The sequence below is a fragment of the Desulfotruncus arcticus DSM 17038 genome, assembly GCF_900113335.1.
GTDB classification, from domain to species: Bacteria; Bacillota; Desulfotomaculia; order Desulfotomaculales; family Desulfallaceae; genus Desulfotruncus; species Desulfotruncus arcticus.
Genome location: NZ_FOOX01000016.1, coordinates 55339 through 80994, shown reverse-complemented (window position 1 = coordinate 80994; position 25656 = coordinate 55339). Strand labels below are relative to the sequence as shown.

At 48.2% G+C, this 25656-nt stretch carries 26 protein-coding genes and 1 pseudogene; 7 read left to right on the top strand and 20 right to left on the bottom strand.

The features are described from left to right. The first annotated feature begins 39 nt into the window (after positions 1 to 39). On the top strand, positions 40 to 825 hold the full coding sequence (locus tag BM056_RS18955; protein WP_092473377.1) for an ABC transporter ATP-binding protein: 786 nt from the start codon (positions 40 to 42) through the stop codon (positions 823 to 825). A gap of 8 nt (positions 826 to 833) precedes the next feature. On the opposite strand, the gene BM056_RS18950 is transcribed toward BM056_RS18955, so the two are convergent. The 10 genes from BM056_RS18950 to BM056_RS18905 form a co-directional block, all read right to left on the bottom strand. Then, on the bottom strand, positions 834 to 1922 hold the full coding sequence (locus BM056_RS18950; RefSeq protein WP_092473375.1) for an NAD(P)H-binding protein: 1089 nt from the start codon (positions 1920 to 1922) through the stop codon (positions 834 to 836). 11 nt (positions 1923 to 1933) lie between these two features. After that, positions 1934 to 2464, bottom strand: a complete 531-nt coding sequence (locus BM056_RS18945) for a helix-turn-helix domain-containing protein (protein ID WP_092473373.1) — start codon at positions 2462 to 2464, stop codon at positions 1934 to 1936. A gap of 139 nt (positions 2465 to 2603) precedes the next feature. After that, positions 2604 to 3572, bottom strand: a complete 969-nt coding sequence (gene dusB / locus BM056_RS18940) for a tRNA dihydrouridine synthase DusB (protein ID WP_092473371.1) — start codon at positions 3570 to 3572, stop codon at positions 2604 to 2606. A gap of 39 nt (positions 3573 to 3611) precedes the next feature. After that, complete coding sequence (locus BM056_RS18935; protein WP_092473369.1) at positions 3612 to 4376, bottom strand: type III pantothenate kinase; 765 nt, start codon at positions 4374 to 4376, stop codon at positions 3612 to 3614. A 69-nt stretch (positions 4377 to 4445) separates the two neighbouring features. After that, complete coding sequence (locus BM056_RS18930) at positions 4446 to 5021, bottom strand: biotin transporter BioY (RefSeq protein ID WP_092473367.1); 576 nt, start codon at positions 5019 to 5021, stop codon at positions 4446 to 4448. Between the two features lie 123 nt (positions 5022 to 5144). After that, a complete protein-coding gene (locus tag BM056_RS18925; protein ID WP_092473365.1) occupies positions 5145 to 6119 on the bottom strand; it encodes a biotin--[acetyl-CoA-carboxylase] ligase in 975 nt (324 codons plus the stop codon). A gap of 167 nt (positions 6120 to 6286) precedes the next feature. Continuing rightward, complete coding sequence (gene panD, locus BM056_RS18920) at positions 6287 to 6667, bottom strand: aspartate 1-decarboxylase (protein ID WP_092473363.1); 381 nt, start codon at positions 6665 to 6667, stop codon at positions 6287 to 6289. A 2-nt stretch (positions 6668 to 6669) separates the two neighbouring features. Next, positions 6670 to 7515: a pantoate--beta-alanine ligase gene (gene panC, locus BM056_RS18915; protein ID WP_092473361.1), complete on the bottom strand. Its 846-nt coding sequence runs from the start codon at positions 7513 to 7515 to the stop codon at positions 6670 to 6672. Positions 7516 to 7533: 18 nt separating this feature from the next. Further along, the gene (gene panB, locus BM056_RS18910; RefSeq protein WP_092473359.1) at positions 7534 to 8370 is read right to left on the bottom strand and encodes a 3-methyl-2-oxobutanoate hydroxymethyltransferase; all 837 of its coding nucleotides are present in this window, start codon (positions 8368 to 8370) and stop codon (positions 7534 to 7536) included. 3 nt (positions 8371 to 8373) lie between these two features. After that, entirely contained in the window at positions 8374 to 9249 is an 876-nt protein-coding gene (locus tag BM056_RS18905) for a Rossmann-like and DUF2520 domain-containing protein (RefSeq protein WP_092473357.1), read from the bottom strand. 416 nt (positions 9250 to 9665) lie between these two features. Between BM056_RS18905 and BM056_RS18900 the strand changes: the two genes are divergently transcribed. Next, the gene (locus BM056_RS18900; protein WP_165613613.1) at positions 9666 to 10880 is read left to right on the top strand and encodes an amidohydrolase family protein; all 1215 of its coding nucleotides are present in this window, start codon (positions 9666 to 9668) and stop codon (positions 10878 to 10880) included. A 17-nt stretch (positions 10881 to 10897) separates the two neighbouring features. On the opposite strand, the gene BM056_RS18895 is transcribed toward BM056_RS18900, so the two are convergent. After that, positions 10898 to 11896, bottom strand: a complete 999-nt coding sequence (locus BM056_RS18895) for a hypothetical protein (protein ID WP_092473353.1) — start codon at positions 11894 to 11896, stop codon at positions 10898 to 10900. Between the two features lie 250 nt (positions 11897 to 12146). Here BM056_RS18895 and BM056_RS18890 point away from each other — a divergent pair, with 250 nt between their 5' ends. Next, positions 12147 to 13283 (top strand): AAA family ATPase, encoded by a 1137-nt coding sequence (locus BM056_RS18890; protein WP_092473351.1) that lies wholly within the window; start codon positions 12147 to 12149, stop codon positions 13281 to 13283. Here BM056_RS18890 and BM056_RS18885 read toward each other — a convergent pair. From BM056_RS18885 to BM056_RS27700, 3 genes are all read right to left on the bottom strand, one after another. Then, complete coding sequence (locus tag BM056_RS18885; RefSeq protein ID WP_238456558.1) at positions 13280 to 13627, bottom strand: DUF3795 domain-containing protein; 348 nt, start codon at positions 13625 to 13627, stop codon at positions 13280 to 13282. The genes BM056_RS18890 and BM056_RS18885 overlap by 4 nt on opposite strands. Before the next feature lie 239 nt (positions 13628 to 13866). Continuing rightward, positions 13867 to 14478 carry a nitroreductase family protein gene (locus BM056_RS18880; protein WP_092473346.1) on the bottom strand — a complete coding sequence of 204 codons (612 nt, stop codon included), beginning with the start codon at positions 14476 to 14478 and terminating at the stop codon, positions 13867 to 13869. 211 nt (positions 14479 to 14689) lie between these two features. Then, entirely contained in the window at positions 14690 to 14845 is a 156-nt protein-coding gene (locus BM056_RS27700) for a CBS domain-containing protein (protein WP_353740153.1), read from the bottom strand. A gap of 282 nt (positions 14846 to 15127) precedes the next feature. Between BM056_RS27700 and BM056_RS18870 the strand changes: the two genes are divergently transcribed. Next, positions 15128 to 15343: a hypothetical protein gene (locus BM056_RS18870; protein ID WP_092473344.1), complete on the top strand. Its 216-nt coding sequence runs from the start codon at positions 15128 to 15130 to the stop codon at positions 15341 to 15343. A gap of 149 nt (positions 15344 to 15492) precedes the next feature. Continuing rightward, a complete protein-coding gene (splB, locus tag BM056_RS18865) occupies positions 15493 to 16512 on the top strand; it encodes a spore photoproduct lyase (RefSeq protein WP_207648222.1) in 1020 nt (339 codons plus the stop codon). Between the two features lie 453 nt (positions 16513 to 16965). On the opposite strand, the gene BM056_RS18860 is transcribed toward splB, so the two are convergent. The 3 genes and pseudogenes from BM056_RS18860 to BM056_RS18850 all read right to left on the bottom strand — a co-directional run bounded on the left by BM056_RS18860 (position 16966) and on the right by BM056_RS18850 (position 19359). After that, a complete protein-coding gene (locus tag BM056_RS18860) occupies positions 16966 to 18096 on the bottom strand; it encodes a Fic family protein (protein ID WP_092473341.1) in 1131 nt (376 codons plus the stop codon). A gap of 510 nt (positions 18097 to 18606) precedes the next feature. After that, a pseudogene (locus tag BM056_RS18855) lies at positions 18607 to 18900 on the bottom strand (MFS transporter); the annotation flags it as partial. 63 nt (positions 18901 to 18963) lie between these two features. After that, positions 18964 to 19359, bottom strand: coding sequence for a cysteine hydrolase family protein (locus BM056_RS18850; protein WP_435050977.1), 396 nt, complete (start codon positions 19357 to 19359; stop codon positions 18964 to 18966). Here BM056_RS18850 and BM056_RS25720 point away from each other — a divergent pair. After that, positions 19355 to 19495 (top strand): hypothetical protein, encoded by a 141-nt coding sequence (locus BM056_RS25720; RefSeq protein WP_174549980.1) that lies wholly within the window; start codon positions 19355 to 19357, stop codon positions 19493 to 19495. The genes BM056_RS18850 and BM056_RS25720 overlap by 5 nt on opposite strands. Before the next feature lie 78 nt (positions 19496 to 19573). Here the strand turns inward: BM056_RS25720 and BM056_RS18845 are convergent, their stop codons facing one another. Beyond that, positions 19574 to 19810 (bottom strand): 3-methyl-2-oxobutanoate hydroxymethyltransferase, encoded by a 237-nt coding sequence (locus BM056_RS18845; protein ID WP_337833528.1) that lies wholly within the window; start codon positions 19808 to 19810, stop codon positions 19574 to 19576. Positions 19811 to 20069: 259 nt separating this feature from the next. On the opposite strand from BM056_RS18845, the gene BM056_RS18840 reads away from it, so the two are divergent. Beyond that, positions 20070 to 21314 (top strand): MFS transporter, encoded by a 1245-nt coding sequence (locus tag BM056_RS18840; protein ID WP_092473337.1) that lies wholly within the window; start codon positions 20070 to 20072, stop codon positions 21312 to 21314. 594 nt (positions 21315 to 21908) lie between these two features. On the opposite strand, the gene BM056_RS18835 is transcribed toward BM056_RS18840, so the two are convergent. Beyond that, positions 21909 to 22766 (bottom strand): nitroreductase family protein, encoded by an 858-nt coding sequence (locus BM056_RS18835; protein ID WP_165613612.1) that lies wholly within the window; start codon positions 22764 to 22766, stop codon positions 21909 to 21911. A 33-nt stretch (positions 22767 to 22799) separates the two neighbouring features. Further along, positions 22800 to 25649: a beta-ketoacyl synthase N-terminal-like domain-containing protein gene (locus BM056_RS18830; protein WP_165613611.1), complete on the bottom strand. Its 2850-nt coding sequence runs from the start codon at positions 25647 to 25649 to the stop codon at positions 22800 to 22802. Between the last annotated feature and the right edge of the window lie 7 nt (positions 25650 to 25656).

Here is a 25656-nt window from a genome sequence, read left to right as displayed (position 1 = left end):
ACTTTATAGAGTAAGCTGTTAACCTGGGAGGTGCGGCCCTTGAAACTGGAGATCAAACACGCTTCATGCGGCTATGGCAAACAAAATGTTGTTGAAGATATATCCATCAAACTGGAATCCGGAGAAATATTGTGTCTTCTGGGACCCAACGGGGTGGGGAAAACTACCTTGTTTAAAACCATCCTGGGTTTTTTAAAACTGCGCGGGGGCGAAATATCACTGGACGGGGAGAATGTGCAAACCTGGTCGCGCAAACGCCTGGCCAAAGCCATGGGGTATGTGCCTCAGGCCCATACCCCGCCTTTTCCCTTCAAAGTTATCGATGTGGTGGTTATGGGCAGGACCGCCCACCTGGGTCTGATCGGATCGCCTTCCCGGGCTGATCTGGCCATTGCCGAGGAAGCTCTGGAAATCCTCAATGTTTCTTTCCTCAAAGACCGAATTTATACCGAAATCAGCGGCGGTGAGCGGCAGATGGTGCTGATTGCCCGGGCGTTGGCCCAACAACCGGAGATCCTGGTCATGGACGAGCCGACTTCCAATTTGGATTTCGGCAACCAGATCAGAGTGCTGGAACAGATCAATCGCCTGTCTCAAAGGGGATTGGGAGTAATCATGACGTCACATTTTCCGGATCATGCTTTTCTTTGTTCAACCAAGGTTGCCCTGCTGCAAAGAAAAAATGTTTTTATCATAGGCAGTGCGGATGAAGTGATTACAGAGAAAAACTTAAAAGCAGCCTACGGTATCAATGTTAAAATAACCAACACGTTTAATAACCAAGGTGAACCAATAAAAGCCTGTATCCCTTTGCTTGCCGGTTAAAGGTATTATTATTTGGCCCGGGGAGTGTTTAAGGCATGCCTGGCATTTTCTCTGATCCGGGCTATCTGCTCCCGGGTTACCGCCCTTTCGAAGCTGCGAAAACCCGCCAGTTTAAAGCCGTGTTTACGGGCCAATGCGGAAATCTCTTCAACCTGCTGTAAAGACATGTCTCTTCCCAGGGAGAAGCTCTCATAACGCCCTTCCATGGACAGCATCATCGTTTCAGCCATACAAGCGTACGACATACCCGGAGGGAAACCAAAATTGAAGTTAAAGTTAACCTGGCCCGGCACCTCTACTACACCACCCTCAATAACCAGCACGTCATTGCGCTTTTCCGCCACCTCCCGGGAAACATTGCGCGGGCGGCTTACGTCGCAGACAACCGCGCCGGGCATCAGGTCCTCCGCCCCAATAATGGTATCAACGGCGCTGGTTACAGTAATTACGATTTGTGCATTATGCAGCGCGTGCCTGATATCAGAGGTGATCCTGGGCGCCACGCCGGATTCATAGGTTATTCTATGCGCCAGCTCCTCCAGACGGGTTTTCTCCCGGGCAACCAGAGTCAGCGCATGAACATCCCTGGCCAACAGGCTGGCGCAAACACGGCCGATTGACCCGGTGGCGCCAACCACTACGGCGTGACATCTTTTTAAATTATGACCCATTAGTGCGGCCGCCTCTCTGGCTCCTTCCACAGCCGTCGCCACGGTATAACTGTTTCCGGTAGTAACGGCAATATCAAGATTTTTGTCTATCGTAATTCCGGCATCCCCCACAACCGAAGTAAAAGCCCCCAGGCCGAGTATTTTGGCCCCCAGCTTTTGGGCGAGCTTGCCGGTTTTGATTATTTTTTTAATGACATATTCCTCAGGCAGGTCAATCATCAGGCGGGACGTTATGGGACAAGCAACAAACCATCCCTCAGTCTGCGCATGTTTGGAACGAACTCCCGTTATTTGAGAAACCTTAAGGGGAGGCGCGTATTTAAAAAGGCTTTCAACCAGACGGGGCGGCAATTTGCCCAGGGGGCCGAACTTCCTGGCAATATCACCAATCTCAATAGGGTGAATCATAAAAGCAAAGGTATTCATACGGGACCTCCTTAATTACGGGCCTTGACAGCCCTGATAACCGCCAGCAATTCAGCAGGGTTAACCAGCTTATCTTCCTTGAGCGGGGATTCTCCAATTTCAAATCCCACAACTTCTTTATCCAGTACGGCTCTCAATAAATTAATCCGTTTATCCGATCCAATAACCACTACCTGATCGCATGAATGCACCTTAGCGATAATGTCCATAATTGCGTTAAACAGTTCGATACCGCTTTTTTGCCGCACATAATCCCAGCGCTCCGATTCACTCATCAATAATATAAAGTCCACACCCTCCGCGCTCAACATGGAGCAAACCTCTTCCCGGTTGGCGATGGGAAACCCAATTACCGCCACACTCTTGCCCTTTCGGACTTCACCCAAGTTTTCCAGGCGGGAAATAAAAGTTCGGTCGATTCCCAGCCGCCCGGCGACATCGGTTTGTGACAATCCGGAAGACCTGAGCCGCAGTATTTCGCTTATTAAAAAATCAATCTTATACCTGCTGACAACTTTGTCACCGATGCGTATTAAATCCACCCGCCGGCCCCCCTAAAAAACCAATGTGCACATTTTTGTGTACAAAGATATTTTAACAGCAGTTCCCATTATAGTCAAATTAAAACCATCAAATAAAAAACGCGCGCTTAAATCAATCCCATTAGCGCACGTTTTGCCATTATTGTTCTTCCTGGAGCAGTTCCCAGAATTCACGGGTAAAAAATTCAAAGCTGCTGCCGCTGTTGATTTTACCCCGCAGGCGGGCGGAACCACGCAGCCCCTTTGTGTACCAGGCCAGATGCTTGCGCATCTCACGGTTGGCCAAATACTCACCCTTTGTTTCCACAAGCAGCAAATAGTGTCTGACTGCTGTTTCCCGGCGCATTTCCGGAGTTGGTCCGGGCAGCAATTCCCCGGTGGCCAGATAATGCAGGGTACGGCTAAAAATCCACGGGTTGCCCATGGCTGCCCGGCCGATCATGACAGCCTGGCAGCCGGTTTCCTGCAGCATGCGGGCGGCATCTTCCGGTGAATGGATGTCTCCATTACCGATAACGGGAACGTTAACTGTCCCGCAAACTTTTTTAATTATCCCCCAATCCGCCTCGCCACTGTAAAACTGCGATCTGGTTCTGCCATGCATAGTTATTGCGGCCGCACCGGCCTCAACTACAGCCAGCGCCACCTCGACAGCATTAACGCTGTCTTCATCCCAACCTTTCCGCAGCTTAACTGTAACCGGACAGCTCACCTGTGACACAACTGCGGCAACAATCCCGGCAGCCCGGCCGGGGTTTTTCATTAAGGCGCTGCCTTCTCCGTTTTTAACTATCTTCGGCGTTGGGCAGCCCATGTTAATATCGATGATATCAGCGCCACGCCCGGCGATTATTTCGGCAGCCCGCTGCATATACTCTTCGTTACTGCCGAAAATTTGCACCGCAATGGGTCCGTTTTCGCCCCTGCAGTCCAATAAAACATTGGTTTTGGGACTGCCATAAAGAAGGGCCTGGTCACTGATCATTTCGGTAAAAACCAGGCCGCAGCCATGTTCACGGGCCAGTATTCTAAAGGCCCGGTCGGTCACTCCGGCCATGGGGGCGGAAACGACCCGGTTTTTAATTGTTACGCCACCTATATCAAACATCAAAATAATCCACCTCCGGCTAAAGCGAGCCGGCCACAATCAACTGTTGCGCTCATAAATAATTCTAAGCCCGTTTAAGGTCAGGAACTTGTCCACTTTATCGATGGCCCTGGACTCCTCCGAAATCAGTTCAGCCAGCCCGCCCGTGGCCACCACCATGGCTTCCCTGCCCAGCTCATTTTTAATCCTGCGCACAATTTCATTTACCTGCCCGGCAAACCCGTAAACAATACCGGACTGCATACTATTGATGGTATTTTTGCCTATTACGGTGGGGGGCTTGACCAGTTCCACCCTGGGCAGCTTGGCCGCACGGGCAAACAATGCTTCGGTTGATATGCCTATTCCCGGTGCAATGGCACCGCCCAGGTATTCCCCTTTTCCCGAAATAGCGCAAAAAGTTGTGGCAGTACCAAAGTCTACTATAATCAGCGGGCCGCCGTACTGGTCGTATCCCGCCACAGCATTAACGATACGGTCGGCCCCTACCTCACGCGGGTTTTCGTATTTTATGGGAATACCGGTTTTTATGCCGGGGCCAACGGTCAGCGGCAGTAAGCCAAAGTATTTTTGACACATCTTTTCCAGGGTGGAATTAATGGGAGGAACTACCGAGGACAGAACCACGGCCTTGATATCATGCATAACCATACCGGAGGCATCAAATAATTCCCTCAGCAGCATTCCGTACTCATCCGAGGTGCGGTGCCGGGCCGTGGATAACCGCCAATTTTCCACAAGTTTTTTCCCCTGAAAGATTCCTAAAACTATATTAGTATTGCCAATATCAAAAACCAGTATCACATTCGTTCCCCTTCTCCAGTTTAAATCTACGCCAATTTTACCAGAACGGATCAAGCCGCGCAATAACTCCTAGGGTTGTTCCCGGCGCAGTTCCGGAATGCGCATGCTTACCAATCGTATCAACACTCCGGCGGTAGCTGCTTTTATTAAATCAAATCCGATGAAAGGCACAAACCCGATTGTCAGCACAGTAGCAACGTTATAAGTTTGGCCAACATAGTAATTCAAAATTGCATAGAGGTAAGGCAGCCCCACGGCATATATGACAACTACACCTGCAAGCATCGCCACGGTCGTACGAACCACTCCGGCATCCCTTTTACCCTGTAAAATCAATCCAACCACGTAGGCTGCCGCGATGAAACCAATTAAAAAGCCGAAAGTCGGTAAGAGCACATAACCCGGCCCGCCGTATGGCGGCTTTTCAAACACCGGTATACCCAGCAAGCCCATGACAACGTATAGCAACATGCTCATAGCACCCAGCCTGGGACCCAGCAAGCCCCCCGCCAGAAGGACCACAAAAGGCAACAAGCTAAAAGGAACGATCATACCGCCCAGAAATCTAAATAACAGAGCCGCCACCACAGCCAGAGCTGCAAACATGGCCATTAAAACGATTTCTCTTGGCGTTAGTTTACTCAAATCACAACACTCCTTTAATTTATTAGTTCTAATTATTAGTTTTCTTAATTGCTTAGTTATTGTCAACCACGTCAAATGTACCGGTTGACAATTTACTCGCACGATACCGCCTATTATTTTTTGCTATGCTTGCTTTCGCAGCGTCACCTCTCCCGCTATAAGCCGCTGAACCGAACCATCCCCGGTACGCACCAGAAGTGCCCCGGTATCGTCTACATCAACGGCATAGCCGCTGTAGGTTTCCTTAATCGTATGTACGGTAACCGGGCAATCAAGGGTAACACACATTTGACGCCATTTATTTAATACTGCGGCAAACCCTTCGTTAAGCCAACGATGGTACCATTTCTCAAGATGCTGCAAAAGGCATCTTAGAAGCGGAACCCTGTAAATATGCTGTCCGGATTCTATTTCCAACGAGGTAACAATATCTGCAAGCTCGGGGGGAAATTCATTTTTCTTGATATTTACATTAAGGCCGATGCCCGCCACCAGAAAGTTAACGCAGTCCATTTCGGCATTTAATTCTACCAGGATGCCGCAAATCTTCTTGCCGTCAACAAGTATATCATTGGGCCATTTTATTCCCGCAGGAACCCCTGTATGTTCCCTGACGGCTGTTGCCACCGCCACCGCCGTCACCATCGTCACCTGTGGTGTATCTACCAGGTTGATCGGGGGGCGAAGCACAATGGAAAACCACAATCCCCTGGACCGGGGGGAAAACCAGACGCGGCCCAGCCGGCCCTTGCCGCCTTTTTGAGTCTCAGCTACAATTACCGTTCCTTCGGGGCACCCTTCCCGGGCCAGTTTTTTAGCCTCAGCGTTGGTGGAAGCCACTTCTTCCATATGGACCAGATTAAGACCCAAAACTGAGGTGGAAAGCCCGGACATGACTTCCGCAGGGTAAGGAATATCAGGTGCGTCTGTAAGCCGGTAACCCAAGTTGGCCCTGGCTTCAATCCGGTACCCGTCCTCCCGTAAGCCGCTAACATGCTTCCAGACGGCGGTACGGGAAACACCGAGCTCCCGGCACAGTGTTTCGCCGGAAACCCAATCCTGATTATTTTTTAAGATATTAAGTATTTTTAATCTCATGGCACTTTAATTCTATGCATAACCGAGTATTATGTCAACTTGCTTTCGTGTTTGAAGTTTACGTTAGAGCCAAATACACCGGGGGATACTCCTGCGGGAAATGTCTCCAACGTAAGAGTATCCCCAATGCAGTGATGTTTGCCAATCAGTTATCTGATCCAACAAACCTACGCCTTTTCCCCGTGCTTCTCCTCAAACTTTTTAATAATTTTATTTTGCTCGTCAACCAAAACCACGGTTGGCTTAAAAACACGGGCTTCTTCCCGTTCCAGCATAGCGTAAGTGATAATGATCACCGTGTCGCCCGGTTGCACCAATCTGGCTGCCGCGCCGTTAAGACAGATAATGCCGGAGTCGCGGGGGCCGGGAATTACATAGGTTTCGAACCTGGCCCCGTTGTTGTTGTTGACTACTTGAACCTTTTCATTGGGCATTATGTCCGCAGCCTCCATCAATGCCTCGTCAATAGTTATGCTGCCAACATAATTAAGGTCGGCCTGAGTTACAACGGCACGGTGAATTTTGGACTTAAACACAGTCAAAAACATGCTCAAACCTCCACAATTATGTTATCAATGAGTCTGGTCCCGCCAAACCTTACCGCCAGTGCGGCCATCACCCTGCCCTGCAGCAAAACCACCGGCTCCAGGTTGGGTACGGACAGAATTTCAACATAATCTATATCCGCACCGGGAGTTGAGGCAATCATTTCTGTGATCGACCGGCGCAGGCTCTCCGCATCCTTCTCCCCCCGGTCGACGGCTTCACGGAAGGCGCAAAGACTCCGGTAAAGCACCGTGGCGTTGCGCCGTTGGTCCCGGTCAAGATAAACGTTGCGGGAACTCATGGCCAGACCGTCTTCTTCACGTATAATAGGTAAAACAACTATTTCCAGCCCCATGTTCAGGTCTGCCGCCATCCGCCGGATGACCATGGCCTGCTGGGCGTCTTTCTGGCCAAAAAAAGCCTTGTCGGGAGCAACAATGTTAAACAGTTTGGCAACCACGGTGGTTACGCCCAGAAAATGACCGGGCCTGGATAACCCGCAAAGCTTGTCGGTAATGCCTGTTACTTCCACATGAGTGCAAAATCCCTCGGGGTACATTTCCCGGTCCGGCGGAACAAATATGGCGTCAACCCCAACCTCTTCCGCCATGGCGCTATCCCGCTCAAAATCCCTGGGGTATTGCGCCAGGTCTTCCCTCGGCCCGAATTGAAGCGGGTTAACAAACAGAGAAACAACCACCCGGTGGCACGACTTTTTAGCCTCCCGCATCAGGCTGAGGTGGCCCTGGTGAAAGTAGCCCATGGTGGGCACAAGGCCCACCGTTTGCCCTTCAGCCTTGCACTTGGCCACAAAAGTCCTGATATCTTTAATTGTACGGCAGATTTGCATTAATCAACTCTCCTTGGGTTAGTACAGTTTTTTCAGTACCTCTTCGTCCATGCCAAAGCCGTGTTCCGGGCCGGGAAACGCACCGTTTTCAACTTCTTCGCGGTAGCTTTGCAAACCCTGCATAATAGCTTCATGCAAATTGGCGTAACACTTGACGAATTTTGGTGAAAACTGGCCGCTAAAGCCCAGCATATCATGGTAGACCAAAACCTGGCCGCTGCAGTGGGGACCGGCTCCGATGCCGATAGTAGGTATGCCTATATCTTCGGTAATTTTAGCGGCCAGAGGGGTTGGCACGCATTCCAAAACTACCGCAAAAGCCCCCGCATTCTCCAGAGCTTTTGTATCTTCAATTAACTTACGGGCCGCTGCCTCATCTTTACCCTGAACCTTGTATCCGCCCATCTGGTTGATCGACTGGGGTGTCAGGCCCAGGTGACCAACTACAGGGATGCCTGCATCTGTCAATGCCTTTACCGTTTCGGCAACCTCCCTGCCGCCTTCCAGTTTGACAGCCTGGGCGCCCGCTTCCTGCATAAACCGCCCGGCATTGCGCAAACTCTCTTCCTTGGATAAATGATAGGAAAGAAACGGCAGGTCGGCCACAACCATGGCCCGCTGCACGCCCCGGGTGACGGCTTTAACGTGGTGAACCATGTCATCCATGGTAACCGGTATGGTGGAGCCGTAACCTAAAACCACATTGCCCAGGGAATCCCCGACCAGTATAGCGTCGATGCCCGCTGCATCAACCAGCCTGGCGGTGGGATAATCATAGGCGGTTAGCATGGTGATCTTTTTGCCTTCCGCATGATACTTTCTAAACGTTGCCGTAGTAACGCGCTCATTACTCATTATTTAAAGTGCCCCCTTAAAAATTTTTTCTAGCTCATTTGCCTGTCCATCATTGATACTGCCCTTTTCCAGAGCCACTTCCACGGTATACCGTCCCAACCGGGCATAAAGCTCGGCCAACTCCGGGTTATGATTCTTAAATGCCTCCAAATGTCCTTCAATAGTGGAACCATCCCCCCGGGCCACCGGACCGGTCAGCGCCCCTGTTGGGCCAACCTTGCTGATATTGGCCACCGTCCCGCGAACAAGGGGATAAAGCGCTTCAAATGCTTCCCGGGGACCCAGGCCAAACCCCGCATAAAGTCCTGTGGCAAAATGCATCAGTGACACCAAATAGTTGGAAGCAATACACGCCGCGGCATGATATATAGGCTTATCCTGTGCCGATATGGTAAAAAACTTGCCGTTTAAATCTTCTACTACCTGCCTTGCCACCGGCATGGCCCCTTCATCGCCTTCAATGGAAAAGTATGATCCAGGCAGGTTTTCCATGGCCGCCTGAACCTCGGCAAAGGATTGCAAAGGATGAATGCTTACAGCCAGAGCACCGGCCTCCCTGACGCCCGTTAATTCTCCGGCCGCGTGGGCCCCGCTGGTGTGCGCCACCACCTGCCCGGACTTAAAGCCGCCTTCCCCGGCAATTTGCTTGGAAACCGGGGCTATTTCACGGTCAGGCGTGGTGATAAAGATTAGCTCCGCCCCGGCCGCAGCCTTCCGGTTGGTCAAAACCGGGCATTTTAATCGCTCCGCCAGCGCAGCTGCAGAGGCACTGGTGCGACTGGCCACTCCGGCAACGTTATAGCCTTTTTGCTGCAGCAAAAGGCCCAGGGCCGAACCGACTTTTCCCGCGCCGATAATGGCTATGGCCGGTTTTTTCATAACCTTCCCCTCCTTCCGGCCAATTCTAGGTTTTTGGTTATCTAGCGGTAAATAAAGTGTTAAATAAATCTGAGGTGTTTTGTAAAAAATTTAGTATTATTAGTAGTGCCGCAACGGCAGCAGGGTTATCCGATACCACACCCAAAACAAAAACCCCCCGGACAAGTCCGGAGGGCAATAATTTCCCTCGTTAACCCGTCTCGGTCCTACCGGCTCCAAGCGGAAATTTAACTTTAATTAAAAAACCAACTAAACTAAAGGTGCGGCTCCTGCGGGATACCGCCCTGCTGTCACCAATTTTAACACACTTCAACCCAATCAGCAATAATTTTTAGATAATTCTATTATTTAATTCTACTATTTAAAAATAATTTGATCTGGCAAATAGTAAGTGGTAGTTTATAGCTATGAATGTAATGTATTTCGAAAAAGACAAAAACTATAAAATACATGCGGGCAGGATAATTAACTGTGATGGGTTTTTTGCAGCCGGCCGCGCCCCCGGCAGCACATTATATGTCGCGGAAAACCGGATAGCAGCGATTACACACCGGAATGAGGTTTATCGCTTTTCCCGCCCTGACCGTACTGCAGTTGAGGTTGATCTCGCCGGGCTTACTATAGTTCCACCTTTAATTGACTGCCATGTTCACCTGGCCCTGGACGGGATAGACTTTACAGCGGCATTAAAGCGCTGGGACAACCAGGCAGAGCTGGATCGCTCAATTCAGGAACAATTACGCGATACCTTGGATTGCGGCATACTGGCGGTGAGGGACGGGGGCGACCGCAGGGGCATCGCCCGGCAGGCCAAAAGCCGCTACAACGCACCCTTAATTAAAAGTCCGGTGCATGCTCTGCGCAAACCCAAAACCTATGGGGCCTTTCTGGGACAGGGAACAAAGCAGCAGGAACTGGAAAACGTTTTGGACCATTTGGCCACGCTTGGCGCCGATCACGTTAAAGTTATCGTATCCGGTGTTGTCAGCTTCAAGGAATATGGCCAAGTTGGTCCGGTGCAGTATACCTATGAGGAACTGGCCCAAATAGTGCACGGGGCACACCATAGAGGATTGAAAGTAATGGCCCACGCCAGCTCCGACGAGGCCGTGTCCCTGTCAATTGCAGCCGGAGTGGATACAGTTGAACACGGCTATTTTTTAAGTGATGATTCCCTTGCCGGATTAGCCGAAAAACGCATACCATGGCTGCCCACCGTGATACCGGTAGCCGCTCAACTGCGCAACCCCACTACCGGGGGCAGCGACCGCCACAACAGATATGTAATCGAAAAAACAGTGGAGCGCCAGCTGGCCATGATCAATAAAGCCCCTGGTTTAGGCGTCGTGTTAGGTGTTGGCACCGATGCCGGTGCCGGAGGCGTCAGGCACGGTTACGGGTTTCATCAGGAGCTGGAACTATACAAAAATGCCGGCCTTTCCAACTCCCAAATACTGCAAAGCGCCACCTTGAACGGAGCTAATATTCTCAATCTTGACTGGGGCCGTATTGAGCCCGGTTACCCGGCAGCCTTTATCGCCGTGGCGGGGAACCCCTTGGATAATCTGGCGCCCCTTAAACACTTGAAATATGCTTTTTTACCGGGGGACTCCACCAGCAAACAGCAGTAAATAACCGACATAATGATTCAAGCCTGCTCTTTAGCTGTTTTCACGCATGGGGCAGCATCAATAATTTTCCATTGACCATAGTTATCGATCAAGAATATCGTTTGCCTGGCAAATTCGTCACCCTGGGAAAGTGCCTGCCTGCCGGGTTTGAAAAAAAGAATATCTGCGGCAAAAACATTTTTGTAATCAAGATAATCTCCGACATAGTATTTGCTAAGAGTATGGGGTGACGCAAGCAGTTCGGAGTCCAGGTTGGTCCAGGGAAATACATCCTTTCTCTTATAATGCAGACAATTGGCCGCCGCCGCATAATTTTCCCGTTCCACCAGGTTAATAAATCTGTCCACTGCCAACCCGGGTTTGAAACCATATTTTTCCGGTTTACTTTGCCAGAAATTATAAATACTGTATCGCCAATCGGGTTTAAAGGGTAACTCCTTGATTACTTGTCCGGTTTGGCTGTCTTTAATAACCGCTTTAAAGACATGGTTATTGTTCAGCAAAACTTCATCCCCGTGCACTTCAAAATACATAATATTGCTATTACCACTACTACTGGCGCCTGAGCCATCGGTAAGACTTGCGTCGAAGTCTCCGTAAAGATTCACTTTAAACGGATTGTCCTCAAAAAGTGAGTCGCTGTTGTTTTGGTCAACATTTTTAAAAGCTATCAGCCCCTGGAGTTTAACGGTTCTTTTTTCGGGATCAAAGATGTAAGGTCTGCTGTAAAAAAAACAAGTACTGATAAAAATACGCTGAATCCGGGGGTTATTTATTTTCATCGCCACTTTCCAGTACCAGGGCGATTCATGATTAATAAAGCTATAGTTTGTTTTATAGTTGTAAGCGACAACGTTTTTCAGAATGATCAAAGCATCTTCGGTTTCGGCCCGAGTGTACAGCGGGTACTCTTTTATCACTATTAAATGCTGGCTGTAAAAATATATTGAAACCACCAGCCAAGTGAAAACTAATCCCAGAGTAACGCTTAATACTTTTTTCTTGATCTCAGCCACTCAGTTCACCCCCATTTGTCCTATTCTTAACCGGTAATGGGGTTTCCTGCTAAAAATACATAGAATAACGCCAAAACAATACAGGCTATTAACATAGCTTTAAGGCGTGCGAATGAATGCGCCACAAGGTCAGCATGTTGATGTTTTTTTTAAAGCCGTTACATTTATACAACGGCTTTAATTGTTGATATATTACGCGATATGTAATAATATATTACTCATAAAGTAATACTAATCGAGGTGGTTCATTGTGCCCGGTAAGCTATTTCCTCTTGGCGGCCCGGTTCCGGAAAGGGATGTTGTGGACAGGGAGGATTTTATCGTTTCGCTTCAAACCAGGCTGGTGGAGGGACAAAGTATCATGTTGGCCGGTCCCCGCAGAATAGGTAAAACTTCCCTGGCCAATGAAGTTTTAAGACGAGCTAAAAATGAAGGGTTTTATACAGCAGCGGTTGATTTTTTCCGGCTTTCTAGTAAGCGGGATTTTGCTGTTTCCCTGATTAACGCCTGCCTGGAAAACAGGACTGGTGTACGCAGAACATTTGATAACCTGAAAGACCGTGCCAAGTCTATTGTTGGTACCGCCAAGCTTACCTTAAAACTTGAAGATTTAGAGTTTGGGATCGGGTTTCTCCATGATGAACAAAACGATGACGTTTTACTTGATTACGCTCTTGATCTGCCGGATGTCCTTGCTAAACATGATAAAAAATCCATGGTTATTTTATTTGACGAGTTTCAGGATGCTTCCAGGGTAGCAGATGCCGGGATTTATAAAAAGATGCGCTCCCATTTTCAGAATCAGGAAAGCGTGGCCTATATGTTTCTTGGTTCCAAAGAAGGAATTATGGATACTTTGTTTGGGAGCCGGAAAGAAGCTTTTTATCGTTTTGCCACCAGTCTTCCCATTCCTCCTATCCCGGAAAACGCATGGATAAAATATATCATAAAAAAATATAGCGACCGCGGTATTAACATTGAATACGAAATTGTTAAAGAGATTCTAACCCGAACCGGCGGTCACCCCCAAGATACAATGCTCGTCTGTTCGGAGATTTTTTACGCGCTCCTTGAAGCTGGAGAAAATACAATCACCCCGGGTATTGTCCGACTGGGTTATGATCGTGCTTTGATCACCTTAACGCCGGTTTACGATGAAATATTGGATGAATTAAGCCAGCGTTTTCAGGTTCGCGATGTGTTGAAACGCATTGCTTTCGGTAAAAACATCTACGCCAAAAATATAAACCCCAATGAAGCTAAAAGAGCGATAGACTACCTCATTGCCAAAGCGATAATTCAAAAAGCGGGGCGGGGAAGTTATACTTTTGTTGAACCGATGTTCCAAGCATATCTGCTGCGGGAATTTTTTAACCCGGGATATTAGAGCGTGCCGATCTCCTTCTTTAGTGCTTCAAAGCAAGACTTAGCTTCCGGCGAAAATTTGTGGAAGCTTTTAATTTTTTCACACTGCTGTTGTTCAGTGCAATACGCACAGTTTTCCAGGCCCTTTTGGCCGCAGCATTGCTTGATTCCACAGGTCTGACAGTAACCAATTTGCCTCCCTCCAGTTGTTAAACATCCGTCACAATTGATTTCTTCAGGCTTAAGATTAAATCCGTACAGCTTAGCATATAAAGCCGCAGTTTTTTCCCTGGCTACGTCATCATCGTTTTTAGTGGCTAAAAATGTGGGACAGTTAGAGCAAACAAGTCCGCAACAAGCAATCATTTTAGACAAAAAACATTTCCCCCTTCATTATTCGTATTTTAAGATACCTTTTAATTAATTGATTCCTAAATATAAAGCTACAATCACTACATGGCATTATTTACTAATTCTAAATCCTTTTGCAATTTCCTCCTAACTTCGCCGGTACTGCCCCTTAAAGCAAAGAAACCAGCAGATTAGCTGGTACCTTTTGAGGACTTTAAGCTAATTAAACGTCATATATTTCCTTAAAATTAAAACTACATCTTCTTCAATAATACTTCGTTCATACGAAGTCTGGGCCTTGGTGCCGGTTCTTGGTCCGGATATCCAATCGGCAATAGGGCAACAATTTCATACTTATCATCCAAGTTTATGGCTTTTTTGGTTTTTTCTTTATCAAACATCATTACCCAGCAACTACCAAGCCCCAAGTCAACTGCTCTTAAAGTGATATGGTCGATGGCTATTGCTGCATTCAAACTTAAATATGCCCTTAATGCAACTTCATCCATTGCTCTTCTTCTTTTGATGTAATCCTTAGCGTCAATATTATTTAATGGTGTATCAACAAAAGCATTAGCTTCTTTCAATTCTTTAAACCTTTCCTCAGATTTATATGCAGCTTGGGTATCAATACAAACTGCAATTACCGCAGGCGCCTGCCACACGAAAGGTAATGGAGAACAATCTCTCAGTTTGGCCCTGGCCTCGTCAGATTCAATTACAACATAGCGTGTAGGTTGAAGATTTGATCCGGATGGCGCCATTCTGCCGGCATCCAGCAGTTCATTAAGATAATTTTCAGGAATTGATTGTGCTTTAAATTTCCTAATACTTCTTCTTGATTTAATTGCATCCAATAGTTCCATGAGATACACCTCTTTTTTTGATTAAATAATATCGAAGTTATAATATCCTTTCAGTAAATTCTTTATGTTATAAGTTCATATCTACCGGACAAACATCTAAAGAAAACGGATTAACGCCCCGTGCCCGCCCCTCGATGAGGCCGGCTTTTCTTCAAGCACATAATTAACCTCATCCTCCATGGTCAGTTTTTTGCTAGTTGCAAGTGTGGCTTTAAAGAAGAAACTTCTGTACAAGATACCGTACTACGTCCCCACGGCTTACAACTCCGACAATCTTTTGTTCATTGACAACCGGTACCTTTTTAAACTTACGTCTGCTAAAAATTTGGGCTACCTTGGAAATTCGCGTATTCTCTGTAACTGTAATTACCTTTATCGCCTTGTATCACGTGAAAGAAAGGCTGTTAAAAAACATGACTTTTTCAAATTATAGTTCAAGAGTGTCCCGAAACTTTTGAAGATGTATTTAAAGTTATAGCTTATAAAAGTTTCACCTGTCCAGTTTTGCTGCAGCACCGGATTACCTCCCGGTATAGAAAAAACACCCGCAGGTTAAGTCTTAGGTCCTATGACAATTGGGAATATCAGCTCTGTACCGGCTAATGATCAAATCTTTATTATGAACATAAAAAGCTTGGGAGGTGTTTGCATGCTTACCCGAATCTTTGTTTCAGAAGATCCGATTAAGCTTCAGCAAAGATTAAAAGACTGGCTGGATGCGGAGCAACCCACGATCTGGAACTATAAGTTAGACGCTGCAGGCGATAAATTCGTAATGATCGTTACTTATATGATCTTGCCCGGGGAAGCCCTATACCGGACCTGGCCAGGTGGCATTTCCGTCTCGGAACTTATAGCATCTTAACCTTTATACACGAACAAATACCATTGTCAATCCGCTTTCTTGATTAAGAAACTTCCTTTTATAATAGATATAACCTAGATACGAATTTAGGGCGTGCCTGAAGAATTTTTAAAACCACCCCGGGAGAATCTATTGCCGAGGTGGTAATATTGTTTATTCCCCAAAGAGTCTTTTTTGAACAGAAGGCACTGGATTACCCGGTGGGCCGCAGGCTATTTAAAAAATTCAAATTGGATCGGATACCTGTTTCCATGATTGGCAGTCATAACAGGGTTACAGGCATTCCCGGCAAAACCCCGCGCGAGGCTTACCTTGAGGCCAAACGCACCCTGGTGGTGGGAGTGCGCCGTACTATGCAATTTTCCTCCTGCAAGCCCTCTGCCCATTACCAACTGCCCTTGAGCACCAGCTGCACCGGCCAGTGCGAATACTGCTATTTGAATACCACCCTGGGCAAAAAACCCTATGTAAGGGTTTACGTCAATATTGATGAAATTTTACAACAAGCGGAAAAGTACATCAAAGAAAGAGCTCCCGAGATTACCGTCTTTGAGGGAGCTGCCACCTCCGACCCTGTTCCCGTTGAGCCTTACACCGGCTCGCTGGCCAGAACGGTTGAGTTTTTCGGCCAACAGCCTTTGGGTCGGTTCCGTTTCGTCACCAAGTTTACCGACGTTGATTCCCTGTTGGATGCAAATCATAACGGCCATACCAGATTTCGCTTCAGCATCAACACTGAATATGTTATAAAAACCTACGAAAAAGGTACCCCTGTTGCAAAGGCCAGGATTGACGCCGCCGGCAAAGTGGCCGGGGCAGGCTATCCATTAGGTTTTTTGATCGCGCCGATATTCATCTACCCGGGATGGCAGGACGATTATGCCCACTTGATTCGTTCACTGGCAAAGCAGTTGAAACCGGCAATACACCAAGACATTACCTTTGAACTTATTTCGCACCGGTTCACCTTATCCGCTAAAAAACGGATCCTGGAGGTCTTTCCTGAAACCACCTTACCCATGGCTGAAGCCGGGCGCAAATTCAAATACGGGCAATTTGGTTATGGAAAATATGTTTATCCAAAGGAGACGCTGGAGGAGATGAAAACTTTCTTTCACCGGGAACTGGCTGAGCACTTTCCCGGCGCTAAAGTGGAGTATTTGGTATAGGTTGTACCAACCAGTTGCATTTAATAATTACCGGAAATACTTTGTTATCCAGAAGTATAGTTGCTTTTGCCTTCATTTTTTGCTAATTAGCCATTGGAATTTTATATCAGAATCATTTTTGGCTTTTATAATTCTATGAATATATTTATCGTAATCTCTTTCATAATGTAGATTTTATCACTTTAGGGTTTCCTAATCTTGCTTCATTATGGTTAATTCATTATGAATCCTGGCTACTATTATTTTTTGCATCTTGCCTGATAATACCTGTAAATCACGCTTTCATTATCGGAATTTTGATATATTGATAAAGTCGAAGGGTTAAGCCCCCTGGTTACAAATTGATTTTTGCTACAAACACGTTCCCTAATAGTGAGTCAGACCAACTTCATTACCACCACCAAGAGCTATGTACTTCAAGATACTCCACCCCTTCTCAGTGCATCGCTGTTATTATTTTAAAAGATAAATATACTTATCCATCTCTTTACTTAACGTATCAGCAAGCTTCCTATATTTCGATGTTAATTGCAGGGCGTGGATTCGCTTTGCCTCTGGATTTAATGGCTCCAAAAAACCATCTTTAATCCATTTATTTACCCTATCACGCACTGTTCTATCTCCTAACTCCAAAAGTTTTATTAATTCTTTTCGGGTAATACTGGTTCGTTTAAAGGCTAGTTGGGCAAATACTTGTCTTTGTGCCACATCAAGTTCTCTTAGGATTTTTGGCTCAACTGCTGTAAATTGTGCGCTTTTTTCTTTAACAATCATTGCTGCATCTTGAAAAACCTCATTTAAGCCTGAAATAAAAAATTCCAACCAGGGAGTTAAGTCGGGGTCATTTCGCCCAAAATAATAATTATGATGTAAGCCCATTTGCAGATTATCGTAGTACCCCTTCAAATTGCGGTCGTAGTATTTCTCAAGCACAAAAAGACCGTTTAGACCCAACCCGGCCAGGCGCAGCAGGTATGTAGCCAAGGCCCTGCCGGTTCTACCATTGCCATCCAGATAAGGATGAATAGTTAGAAATTGATAAAGGAAAATACCAGCCTTAATTGGCGCAGGCATATTTATATTTTCGGGGCTATTAACCCATGCCACCAAATCCTCCATAAGTGGTTGAACGTCATGAGGCTCTGGTGGTAAGTAAACTATTTTGCCTGATCCCTTTTCACCAACCTTATTTTGAAAATCCCTGTATTCACTTAACTTAGGCCGTCTACCAGAAGAAATAACCTGAATTATTGCATGTAGTTTTTTTATTAATTCTTCTGTAATTGGTAGTTTTCTTTTCTCACATTCCTCCAAGAACTCCATAGCCTTGCCGAGATTGTAAACTTCTTGCTCTTCGGTACTCTCACCGGCTTTAGTCATAGCCACTTTTTTTAGATTTTCGTCTAATAAATTACCCTCAATTTTGGTTGAAAGTATAATCGTTTCTACTAAAGAATCACGTTTTAGCTCTTTTAAAATATTAGCTGGCAACGGCAATTGTTCCACCAGGGTGCTGGCTTGTTGTATTTCCATTAAGTTTTTAGCTATTGTAAGTGTTATATTAAACTTCGGTATATAAGGCATTATTTATCCCTCGCTACTATTTTATCTCGTTAACCGCCGCTAAGACTCCCCGCCTCTACAGGCGGGAGTTAAGCGGCGATAAACTCGAAATAAGTGCGACTAAGGTTCAGGTGGGGTCAAAACCCCACCTGAACCAAGTCTTTTTTATTATATATTATATTATTGCCGCTAATTTGCCGCAATATATTGGCAAATAAAAAAACCGGGTTTTTACCCGTCAATTTTTTAATTTGCAACAAAAAGTTGCATCAGATTTTAATTACCTTTCGTTAGTTAGTATTTCCATTTCATCAGAAGATTAAACTCTTATTTTTATTAATAAATAAATGGTTATTTGATAGAAATGATCCAACGCACGGTAAATATGTTTATCCAAAGGAAACGCTGGATTAGATGAAACTAAACTTAAGCTGCCGTGAAATCCGTAGCCGAGGCCGACTTTGTGTTTAAGATCGGGACTGAGGTGAAGGAAATAACGGGATTAATAATGCCGATTGGGGGCTTGCTAAATTACATTACGTGTTTTTCTTTTAAACAAAGCTTTTTATACACTTCAAAATATACCCATACAGCATTTATCAATAACAAGGCACTGGTAACAAAACAGACATATCGAATACCCAAGTAGGCTGCTACTTGCCCGCCTAAAACAGAACCTCCAAATACGCCCAAATATCCTGCCGACATGGTAAGACCAAAAACTCCGCCTGTAAGGGAATCTGGTGTTATTTTCTTAACAAGGGTATTCACAGAAGGATTTAGCCCTGCTATTGTTAATCCTAATAAAAAACGCAGTCCCTGCACGTAAAATTGGCTTTAATGGATACTTTTAGCCAAAATTTCCCACAGAGCTTCAGATCCTCGATTTTAATAAAACAAGGTGTCGATCCAAGCGTCGGCGGTCAGCACATCCGCCTGACGAGGGAACACCTTCTCGGTAAGAATGCGGTGAACCTCGGGATCGGCATCAAGACATGCATCCGAAAGCACCTTAAGTGCATAATCTTTATCCGCCGCTTCTCGCAATGTGGATAAAACAACGCCACTTGTAGCAATTCCACATAAAATTAACGTATCGATTTGATGAGAACGGAGGATGATTTCGAGGTTGCTGCCGGCGGCGAACGCGCTAACTCGAAACTTGGTAACAACTGTTTCGTTCGGTTCGGGTTGTACTGATTCGTGGATTTGCGTTGTTATGTCTGAGACCGTCATTCCACTGGATTTAGAAATTGCTGAGAACGACTTGTTTTGAGGATTGATTTCGCCGGCAGTTGCCCTGCCGGTAACACTATCGATGCTTTATCAACAACCCTTGGCAGCTGTGGCCAAGAAATTGATCGAAAGTTTTTATGAAAGGAAAAACGCCACAAAAGAAAGCCATTGCTCCTTAATCTAGAGCATATGGCTTTCTTTTATAATTCCAACATAACAAAAAAGTAAGGCAGGTTAGTTAACCGCTAACTCTGTCTTACTTCTAAAACCATTGCACCACGGCGCACTGCCTGGCAGTGACGCACCATGTCATCCAAAGTAACGGGGAAGGTGTATTATAACCAAGCATGACCATACCGGGGGAATCCCCCACCAGGATCATGTTTACACCGGCTTTTTCCTGCATTTTGGCAGTCAGGTAATCGTAGGCAGTTAAATAGACGATTTTTTCACCTTTTTCGGCCCTGTTCTGAAAATCATTGATACTCTTCTTGCTCATTTAGTACACCTAACCACAAAATATAAACCAAGTCTTAAAAAAATATTGAACCTGTAGACCCTGAGGCGTGCTCCAAAAAGGTCAGCCAAAAGGAATATTGTAGCTTCCAGTAGAATATTTGGATGTATAAAATGATGCCGTTCCCAGGAGGCCGAAACCATGGACATATTTAACAACAATATCCTCAATTTAAAGCATATGAGAACACGGGCACAGATTGATCTTTTGGTCAAGTCAAGGTTGTTCGGGCAAGACAGGTATGGTAACTAGACGGTCGCTGGGGCGGCAGTTCGAGTGGCTTTGGGCGGCTTATGCGATCAGCACGTTCGGCACGTGGCTCGCGTTCGACGCTTTTTCTATTATCGCGATCCTCGTGCTGCACGCCGGACCGACCGAAGTGTCGGTGCTGGCTGCGGTTGGGCTGGCGGTGGGTGCGGTGGTGGCGGTGCCGCTCGGCCCGTGGGTGGAGTTCCGCCGTAAGCGTCCGGTAATGATCGCAATGGACCTGACCCGGTTCGCAGCGGTGATGAGCGTCCCAGCTGCGTTCGCGCTCGGCTGGCTTAGTCTCGCCCAACTCCTGGTCGTGTCGGTCATCGTCGCCGCAGCCAACATCACCTTCAAGGCAGCCAGCGGCGCATGCCTGAAGGCGCTCGTGCGGCCGGAGGACCTGCTTATCGCAAACGGACGGTTCGAGTCCACAACCTGGACCGCCACCGCGCTCGGACCGCCGCTCGGCGGGGTCGCGATCGGGCTGTTCGGTCCGGTAACGACCGTGGTGGCCGATGCGGTCAGCTACCTGTTCTCGGCAGTAGGGATCCGCGCGATTGGAGGCAGGGAGCCGCGCCCCGTACAAACCGATGCACCGCGGCTGCGAGCCGGCGACCTGCTCGAAGGGTGGCGGTACATCCTGACTCACCCGGCGCTGCGCCCGCTGTTCTTCAACACGGTGCTGGTCAACGGCCTGATCATGGCGACCTCGCCGCTGGTCGCCGTCCTCATGCTCGGACACCTCGGGTTCGCACCGTGGCAGTACGGCCTCGCGTTCGGAGCCCCCTGCGTTGGTGGCCTCATTGGCTCACGACTGGCCCCCCGGCTCGTCGCGAAGTTCGGGCAACACAAGGTTATGCTCACCGCCGGCACACTGCGCGCGTGCTGGTCAATCGGATTGGCCTTCATTCGCCCCGGCGCTGCCGGAATCGTGCTTGTCATCGTTGTCCAGCTTGGCTTGGTTACCTGCGTGGGAGTATTCAACCCGGTGTTCGCCAGCTACCGGCTCAACCAAACCGAAACGGACCGAGTCGCCCGCACCCTGTCCGCATGGTCGGTCACCAGCAACGCCACCATCGCGGCCCTGACCGCCCTGTGGGGCCTGCTAGCCGGCATCACCAGCCCACGCACTGCAATTGCGATCGCCGGTATCCTCTTGCTGGCTACCCCACTCGTGCTCCCCCGGCACGACTACGCACCACAGCACGAGCGGGAACCGGCCCAGAGCCATACATAACACACCGCAGCTCGCCGCTGCCCCCTGCAGGCGGACTGCGGTTTTGGAAAATATGTTTATCCAAAGTCGACGCTGGAGGAGATGAAAACCTTCTTTCACCGGGAACTGGCTGAGCACTTTCCCGGCGCTAAAGTGGAATATTTAGTTTAGATGCATAATGGTCGAATCCCCTTCTCTCCCCTCCCTGCTGAATGCGAAATGCTTGAGCCGATATGAATTTTCATCATATCAAGAGGCCTATCAGTTGGTTAATGAATACATTTAGTTTTATAATGAACGACGTATATATGGCAGCCTGTATGATTTTCCGCCTTGTGAATTCAAAGAGCGGCTAAGTAAGGCTTTCATTGTATAAGTTTAACCATAATTTTTTTAGAATACCCCCTACCATCACCCTCGCCCGTCCCCTACATTCAGTATTTCACGGCGAGTCAAATCTTGCCATCCATGTCGTACTGGTTGTACAAACAAACGAGTTGAGGTTATTGGTACTTGTCCCGTGAGCAATATTTATTAATTCTATGTAAACAAGAGAATAAGGGGAGTAGAGTCAAAGTGCCGAGGCTGGCGATTTACAGCTAAAGAGGCCACGCGTTATAGCCACATAATTTCTTTTTCCTTCCGGTCCACCGTTCTTTTAAAATTGTATTGAGGATATCCCAGGGTTATAGCCGAAATTATCTGGTTGTTTTTGGGAACGTTCAGGATATTGACCAGGCTGGAAGCGGCAGCGGTCGCATATCCGATGATACATGTGCCCAAACCCATAGCCTGGGCCTGGAGCATTAAGTAGTGTTGTGCAGCCAGGCAGTTGTCTTTGGCCATCACATTGCCTTTTAGGGCATAAATAAAGATTATGCATGGAGCGCCGCGAAAAACCGCGGGTTCACCTTTTTGTGAGCGCCTGAGCAAACCTTGAAAATCCGGAATTACTTTTTCCAGTTCACGAATGGCATGGGGCATAAAAACAGAACTGATTTTACGCATGACGGGATTCATCAAGGAGAGCAATTTTCTGTAATAATCTACCGTTGCTTTCTCTAGCTCGGCAATTTTATCGGGATCCGTTACGACAATGAACTCCCGTTCCTGCCGGTTGTTGTCACTGGGCGCCATTTGAGCCACCCGCAGTAGCCGCGTGATCACTTCTTGATCCACTTTTTTTTCCCGGTAATGCCTCACCGAGCGTTTAGCGCCCAAAAAACGTTCCATTTGTTCGGGTTCTATCCGTAAGTTTTCAACGGGAATAAAGTTTTGCATATTCATGTCTTTATGCTGCAGGGCTCCCGTTGGGCAAGCGGCAGCGCAATGGCCACAACGGATGCATTTATCTTCATCAACGACCCGCGGCAACTGGTTATTCTCATTAAGTGTAAACACATCTTCCACGCAGACCCGGGCACACAAACCGCAACCAAGGCACTTTTCCTGATCAAAGACGAACAATGCCACGTGCTTTTCACTCCTCTCGCCCAAACGGCAGGCTTAACCTGCCATTTTATCCTTTTCTAATAAATGCAGAGTAAGCCTAATCTTGCGCTTTAATTCGTCCCGGGAACTGTAGACAAGGCCCATCCGGCAGTCAAAATCATCCATTGCAAGCATGTTATATGGCAATAATTCAGTTTCTGTTTCCAGCCGCCCCAGCAACAACTTTAGCTCAGTCACCAGTTCCGGCCAGGAATTTGCGCCCAGGTAAACGACGTCACAGAAATCAGTAACCGGTGGTTCGTTTTTATTCGCCAGGGCGCCCTGGATGGTGTCAACCACCAGGGCGTATTCAACCTCCGCAGGGGAAAAAGAGGATATCGTTACCGGACCCGGGATTAACTCTGGTTTGACCGAAACCACGCGCTTATCCTTCAAAGACGGGAGTGCTTTCAGCAGAGAAAAGGCCCCTTGAGCGCCAAAGTAAAATGGTTTTTGAGTGTTTATACAAGATGAGCTACAACTAGCTCCGGGAGTATACCGTCGCAGGGAAACGTCGGTGATCACTCCATAAACCTTTGTTTTATCTTTTACATCGTCCAGTTTTTGCAGGACAAAAAATACCGCTCCTTCCGCCGGAAGGTAACCGGCCGGCGGATATCCGGCGCCGTTTCCTGCCCCGGTGCATTTCTGTCGATCAAGTTCAAAGGCCTTCAGAAACTCGGGGGTCAGGTTGGCATGTACCCCGCCCACCAGCGCGGTGCGGCACTCCCCTTGCATCAGGTACTTGATCCCGGCTTCCAGCGCGGTCGGAAAGGATGCCCCACCGGCATCGATAGCCACGTTTATACCGCGCACATCAAAGATGTTGGCAATTCTTCCGCCGGTTATATTATCCATATAACCGGGCAGCACGTCTTCTGCAGTTTCCGGCACATAACGCCTGACCTCGCTGAAGAAAGCGGTGACGATTTTGTCCCGCACTTCCTCGTCCAGTGCCTGGAAAGAAGGAAGGGAACGAAGAATTTCTTCGTATTCCACCAGCCGGATTCTCTGGTTGCTGAGAAAGCCCGACTCCAGGCCAAAGAAGGATCCGATAAAAATGCCTGTATCCTCTCCGGATAAGCCATCATCTCCGCAATCCTGCATCGCTTCCTCGGCTGCCAGCAGGGCCATAAGCTGGGAGCGGTCGATTTGGGCCAGTGCCCGGGGCGGTATTTTAAATTTCCGCCAGGGAAATGCCAGGTTTTCAATGAAAACGCCCAATTTCTTGTTCCCGGGATTATAGACAAGGTTGCTGTTCCAGTGCCACCTCTCTTCTGGAAAAGGGCCGGCCAGTTTATCTTGAGGCACCATAGCAGCCAAATATTCTTTGCTGTTTCGGGCCCCCGGAGCAAGGCATCCGATCCCGACAATGGCAATGGGCGTATCCCCGTTTGCCTTTGCCTTTACTGCAGTCAAGTTCCTATTTTTAACTAGTGTTCCATGGTAATCGGGAACAAATTCTTCCACGCAAATGGAAGTATTGATTCCCCCGAAGCCGAAGGCGTTGGCAGCAGCCCGCCGCACGCCATCACTGCATGCAGGCCAGGGCCGGGCCGAAGTGTTCACGTAAAAGGGAGAATTGTCCAACTCCATTTCCGGCAGGGAGGAGATATAGTTGTGGGTGGGAGGCATCGTCCGGTGCTTGAAACCCAGCAAAATTCTGATCAGGTTGGCCATGCCGGCGGCGGAAAAGGTGTGGCCGGTGAGGGATTTGACCGATCCCAGGGCAACTGTGCTTTTCGGGCCATGGCAGGTACTGAAAAGTTCTTTTAAGGAGTTTACTTCCGCCCTGTCACCGGTAGGGGTGCCGGTGGCATGAGTTTCAATATACTGGAGATCTTCCGGCTTGAACTCCGCTGTTTCCAGTGCCCGCCGCATGGCTGCCACCTGTCCCCGGGTGGAGGGCGCGTAAATGGCCTTACCCTTACCGTCGCAGCGGGAAGCGATCCCTCTGATTACACCGCAAACAGGATCGCCGTCCCTCACCGCATCCGCCAGTCGCTTTAAAATCACCGCACCGGCTCCTTCCCCCGGGATCAGCCCGTCCGCCCTTGCGTCCAGAGGGAGGCTGTGATTTCCTGAAAGACCGCCGATTTTGGCAAAGCTGACGTTACCGGTGACGTTCATATTGCCCATGGCACCACAGACCAGGGCCAGATCGGCGCTGCCGTCCTGCAGGTACCGGGCCGCCAGGTCAATGACCAGCAAACCCGAAGCGCAGGCGGCATCGCACACCCAGGCAGCGCCGGCGTTGAAAAACTTGCCTACGGCTCCGGCCAGGCTGCCCTGAAGAGCTGCCTGGGCATGTTCCTGATCAAGGGCGGGATATTGTTCCCCGATGGAATTAAAAAAATCCTTTTCGACGGCCGCCCGGGTTTCCACCGGCAAAGCGGCAAATTCCCTACAGTTCCTGATCCAGTGCCATATTTCCCGGGCCCGGAAATGGATGGAGGCGTGGCACATTAATTCATCTCCCAGCATGTTGCCTATGAAAAGACCCGTTTTAACTCCCTGCAGCCGTTCCCGGCCGTACCCGGCCATCTCGGCGGCTTGCAGCAGAGTATCCAGGATCATCAGCTGGGTGCGGTTGAAACCCGGGAGATCCCGGGGGGTAAGTTTGTGCTGCTCATAGGGGAAGGCGTAGTTTTCCAGGAATCCTCCCAACTTGCAGTAGGTTTTATCTTCCGCTTTCCGGTCCGGCGCATAAAATAGTTCCCAGCGCCAGCGATCGGGCGGCGGGGGCATAATCCCGCTTTTGCCGCTCAAGATGTTTTGCCAGTACCGGGCGGGATTGTGGGCATCCGGGGGAAAAACACACCCGTAGCCCACAATAGCTATTGGTTGAAAAGCTTCCAAGCTCACAGGGGTA

What these genes read in the sequence shown, in the direction of transcription:
- BM056_RS18950 (WP_092473375.1), bottom strand. Translation starts at nt 1,922, where the DNA reads ATGAATACCTTTGCTTTTATGATTCACCCTATTGAGATTGGTGATATT.
- dusB (WP_092473371.1), bottom strand. Translation starts at nt 3,572, where the DNA reads ATGTTTGATATAGGTGGCGTAACAATTAAAAACCGGGTCGTTTCCGCC.
- BM056_RS18925 (WP_092473365.1), bottom strand. Translation starts at nt 6,119, where the DNA reads ATGAGATTAAAAATACTTAATATCTTAAAAAATAATCAGGATTGGGTT.
- panD (WP_092473363.1), bottom strand. Translation starts at nt 6,667, where the DNA reads ATGTTTTTGACTGTGTTTAAGTCCAAAATTCACCGTGCCGTTGTAACT.
- panC (WP_092473361.1), bottom strand. Translation starts at nt 7,515, where the DNA reads ATGCAAATCTGCCGTACAATTAAAGATATCAGGACTTTTGTGGCCAAG.
- panB (WP_092473359.1), bottom strand. Translation starts at nt 8,370, where the DNA reads ATGAGTAATGAGCGCGTTACTACGGCAACGTTTAGAAAGTATCATGCG.
- BM056_RS18905 (WP_092473357.1), bottom strand. Translation starts at nt 9,249, where the DNA reads ATGAAAAAACCGGCCATAGCCATTATCGGCGCGGGAAAAGTCGGTTCG.
- BM056_RS18900 (WP_165613613.1), top strand. Translation starts at nt 9,666, where the DNA reads ATGTATTTCGAAAAAGACAAAAACTATAAAATACATGCGGGCAGGATA.
- BM056_RS18885 (WP_238456558.1), bottom strand. Translation starts at nt 13,627, where the DNA reads ATGATTGCTTGTTGCGGACTTGTTTGCTCTAACTGTCCCACATTTTTA.
- BM056_RS18880 (WP_092473346.1), bottom strand. Translation starts at nt 14,478, where the DNA reads ATGGAACTATTGGATGCAATTAAATCAAGAAGAAGTATTAGGAAATTT.
- BM056_RS18870 (WP_092473344.1), top strand. Translation starts at nt 15,128, where the DNA reads ATGCTTACCCGAATCTTTGTTTCAGAAGATCCGATTAAGCTTCAGCAA.
- BM056_RS18860 (WP_092473341.1), bottom strand. Translation starts at nt 18,096, where the DNA reads ATGCCTTATATACCGAAGTTTAATATAACACTTACAATAGCTAAAAAC.
- BM056_RS18845 (WP_337833528.1), bottom strand. Translation starts at nt 19,810, where the DNA reads ATGAGCAAGAAGAGTATCAATGATTTTCAGAACAGGGCCGAAAAAGGT.
- BM056_RS18840 (WP_092473337.1), top strand. Translation starts at nt 20,070, where the DNA reads ATGGTAACTAGACGGTCGCTGGGGCGGCAGTTCGAGTGGCTTTGGGCG.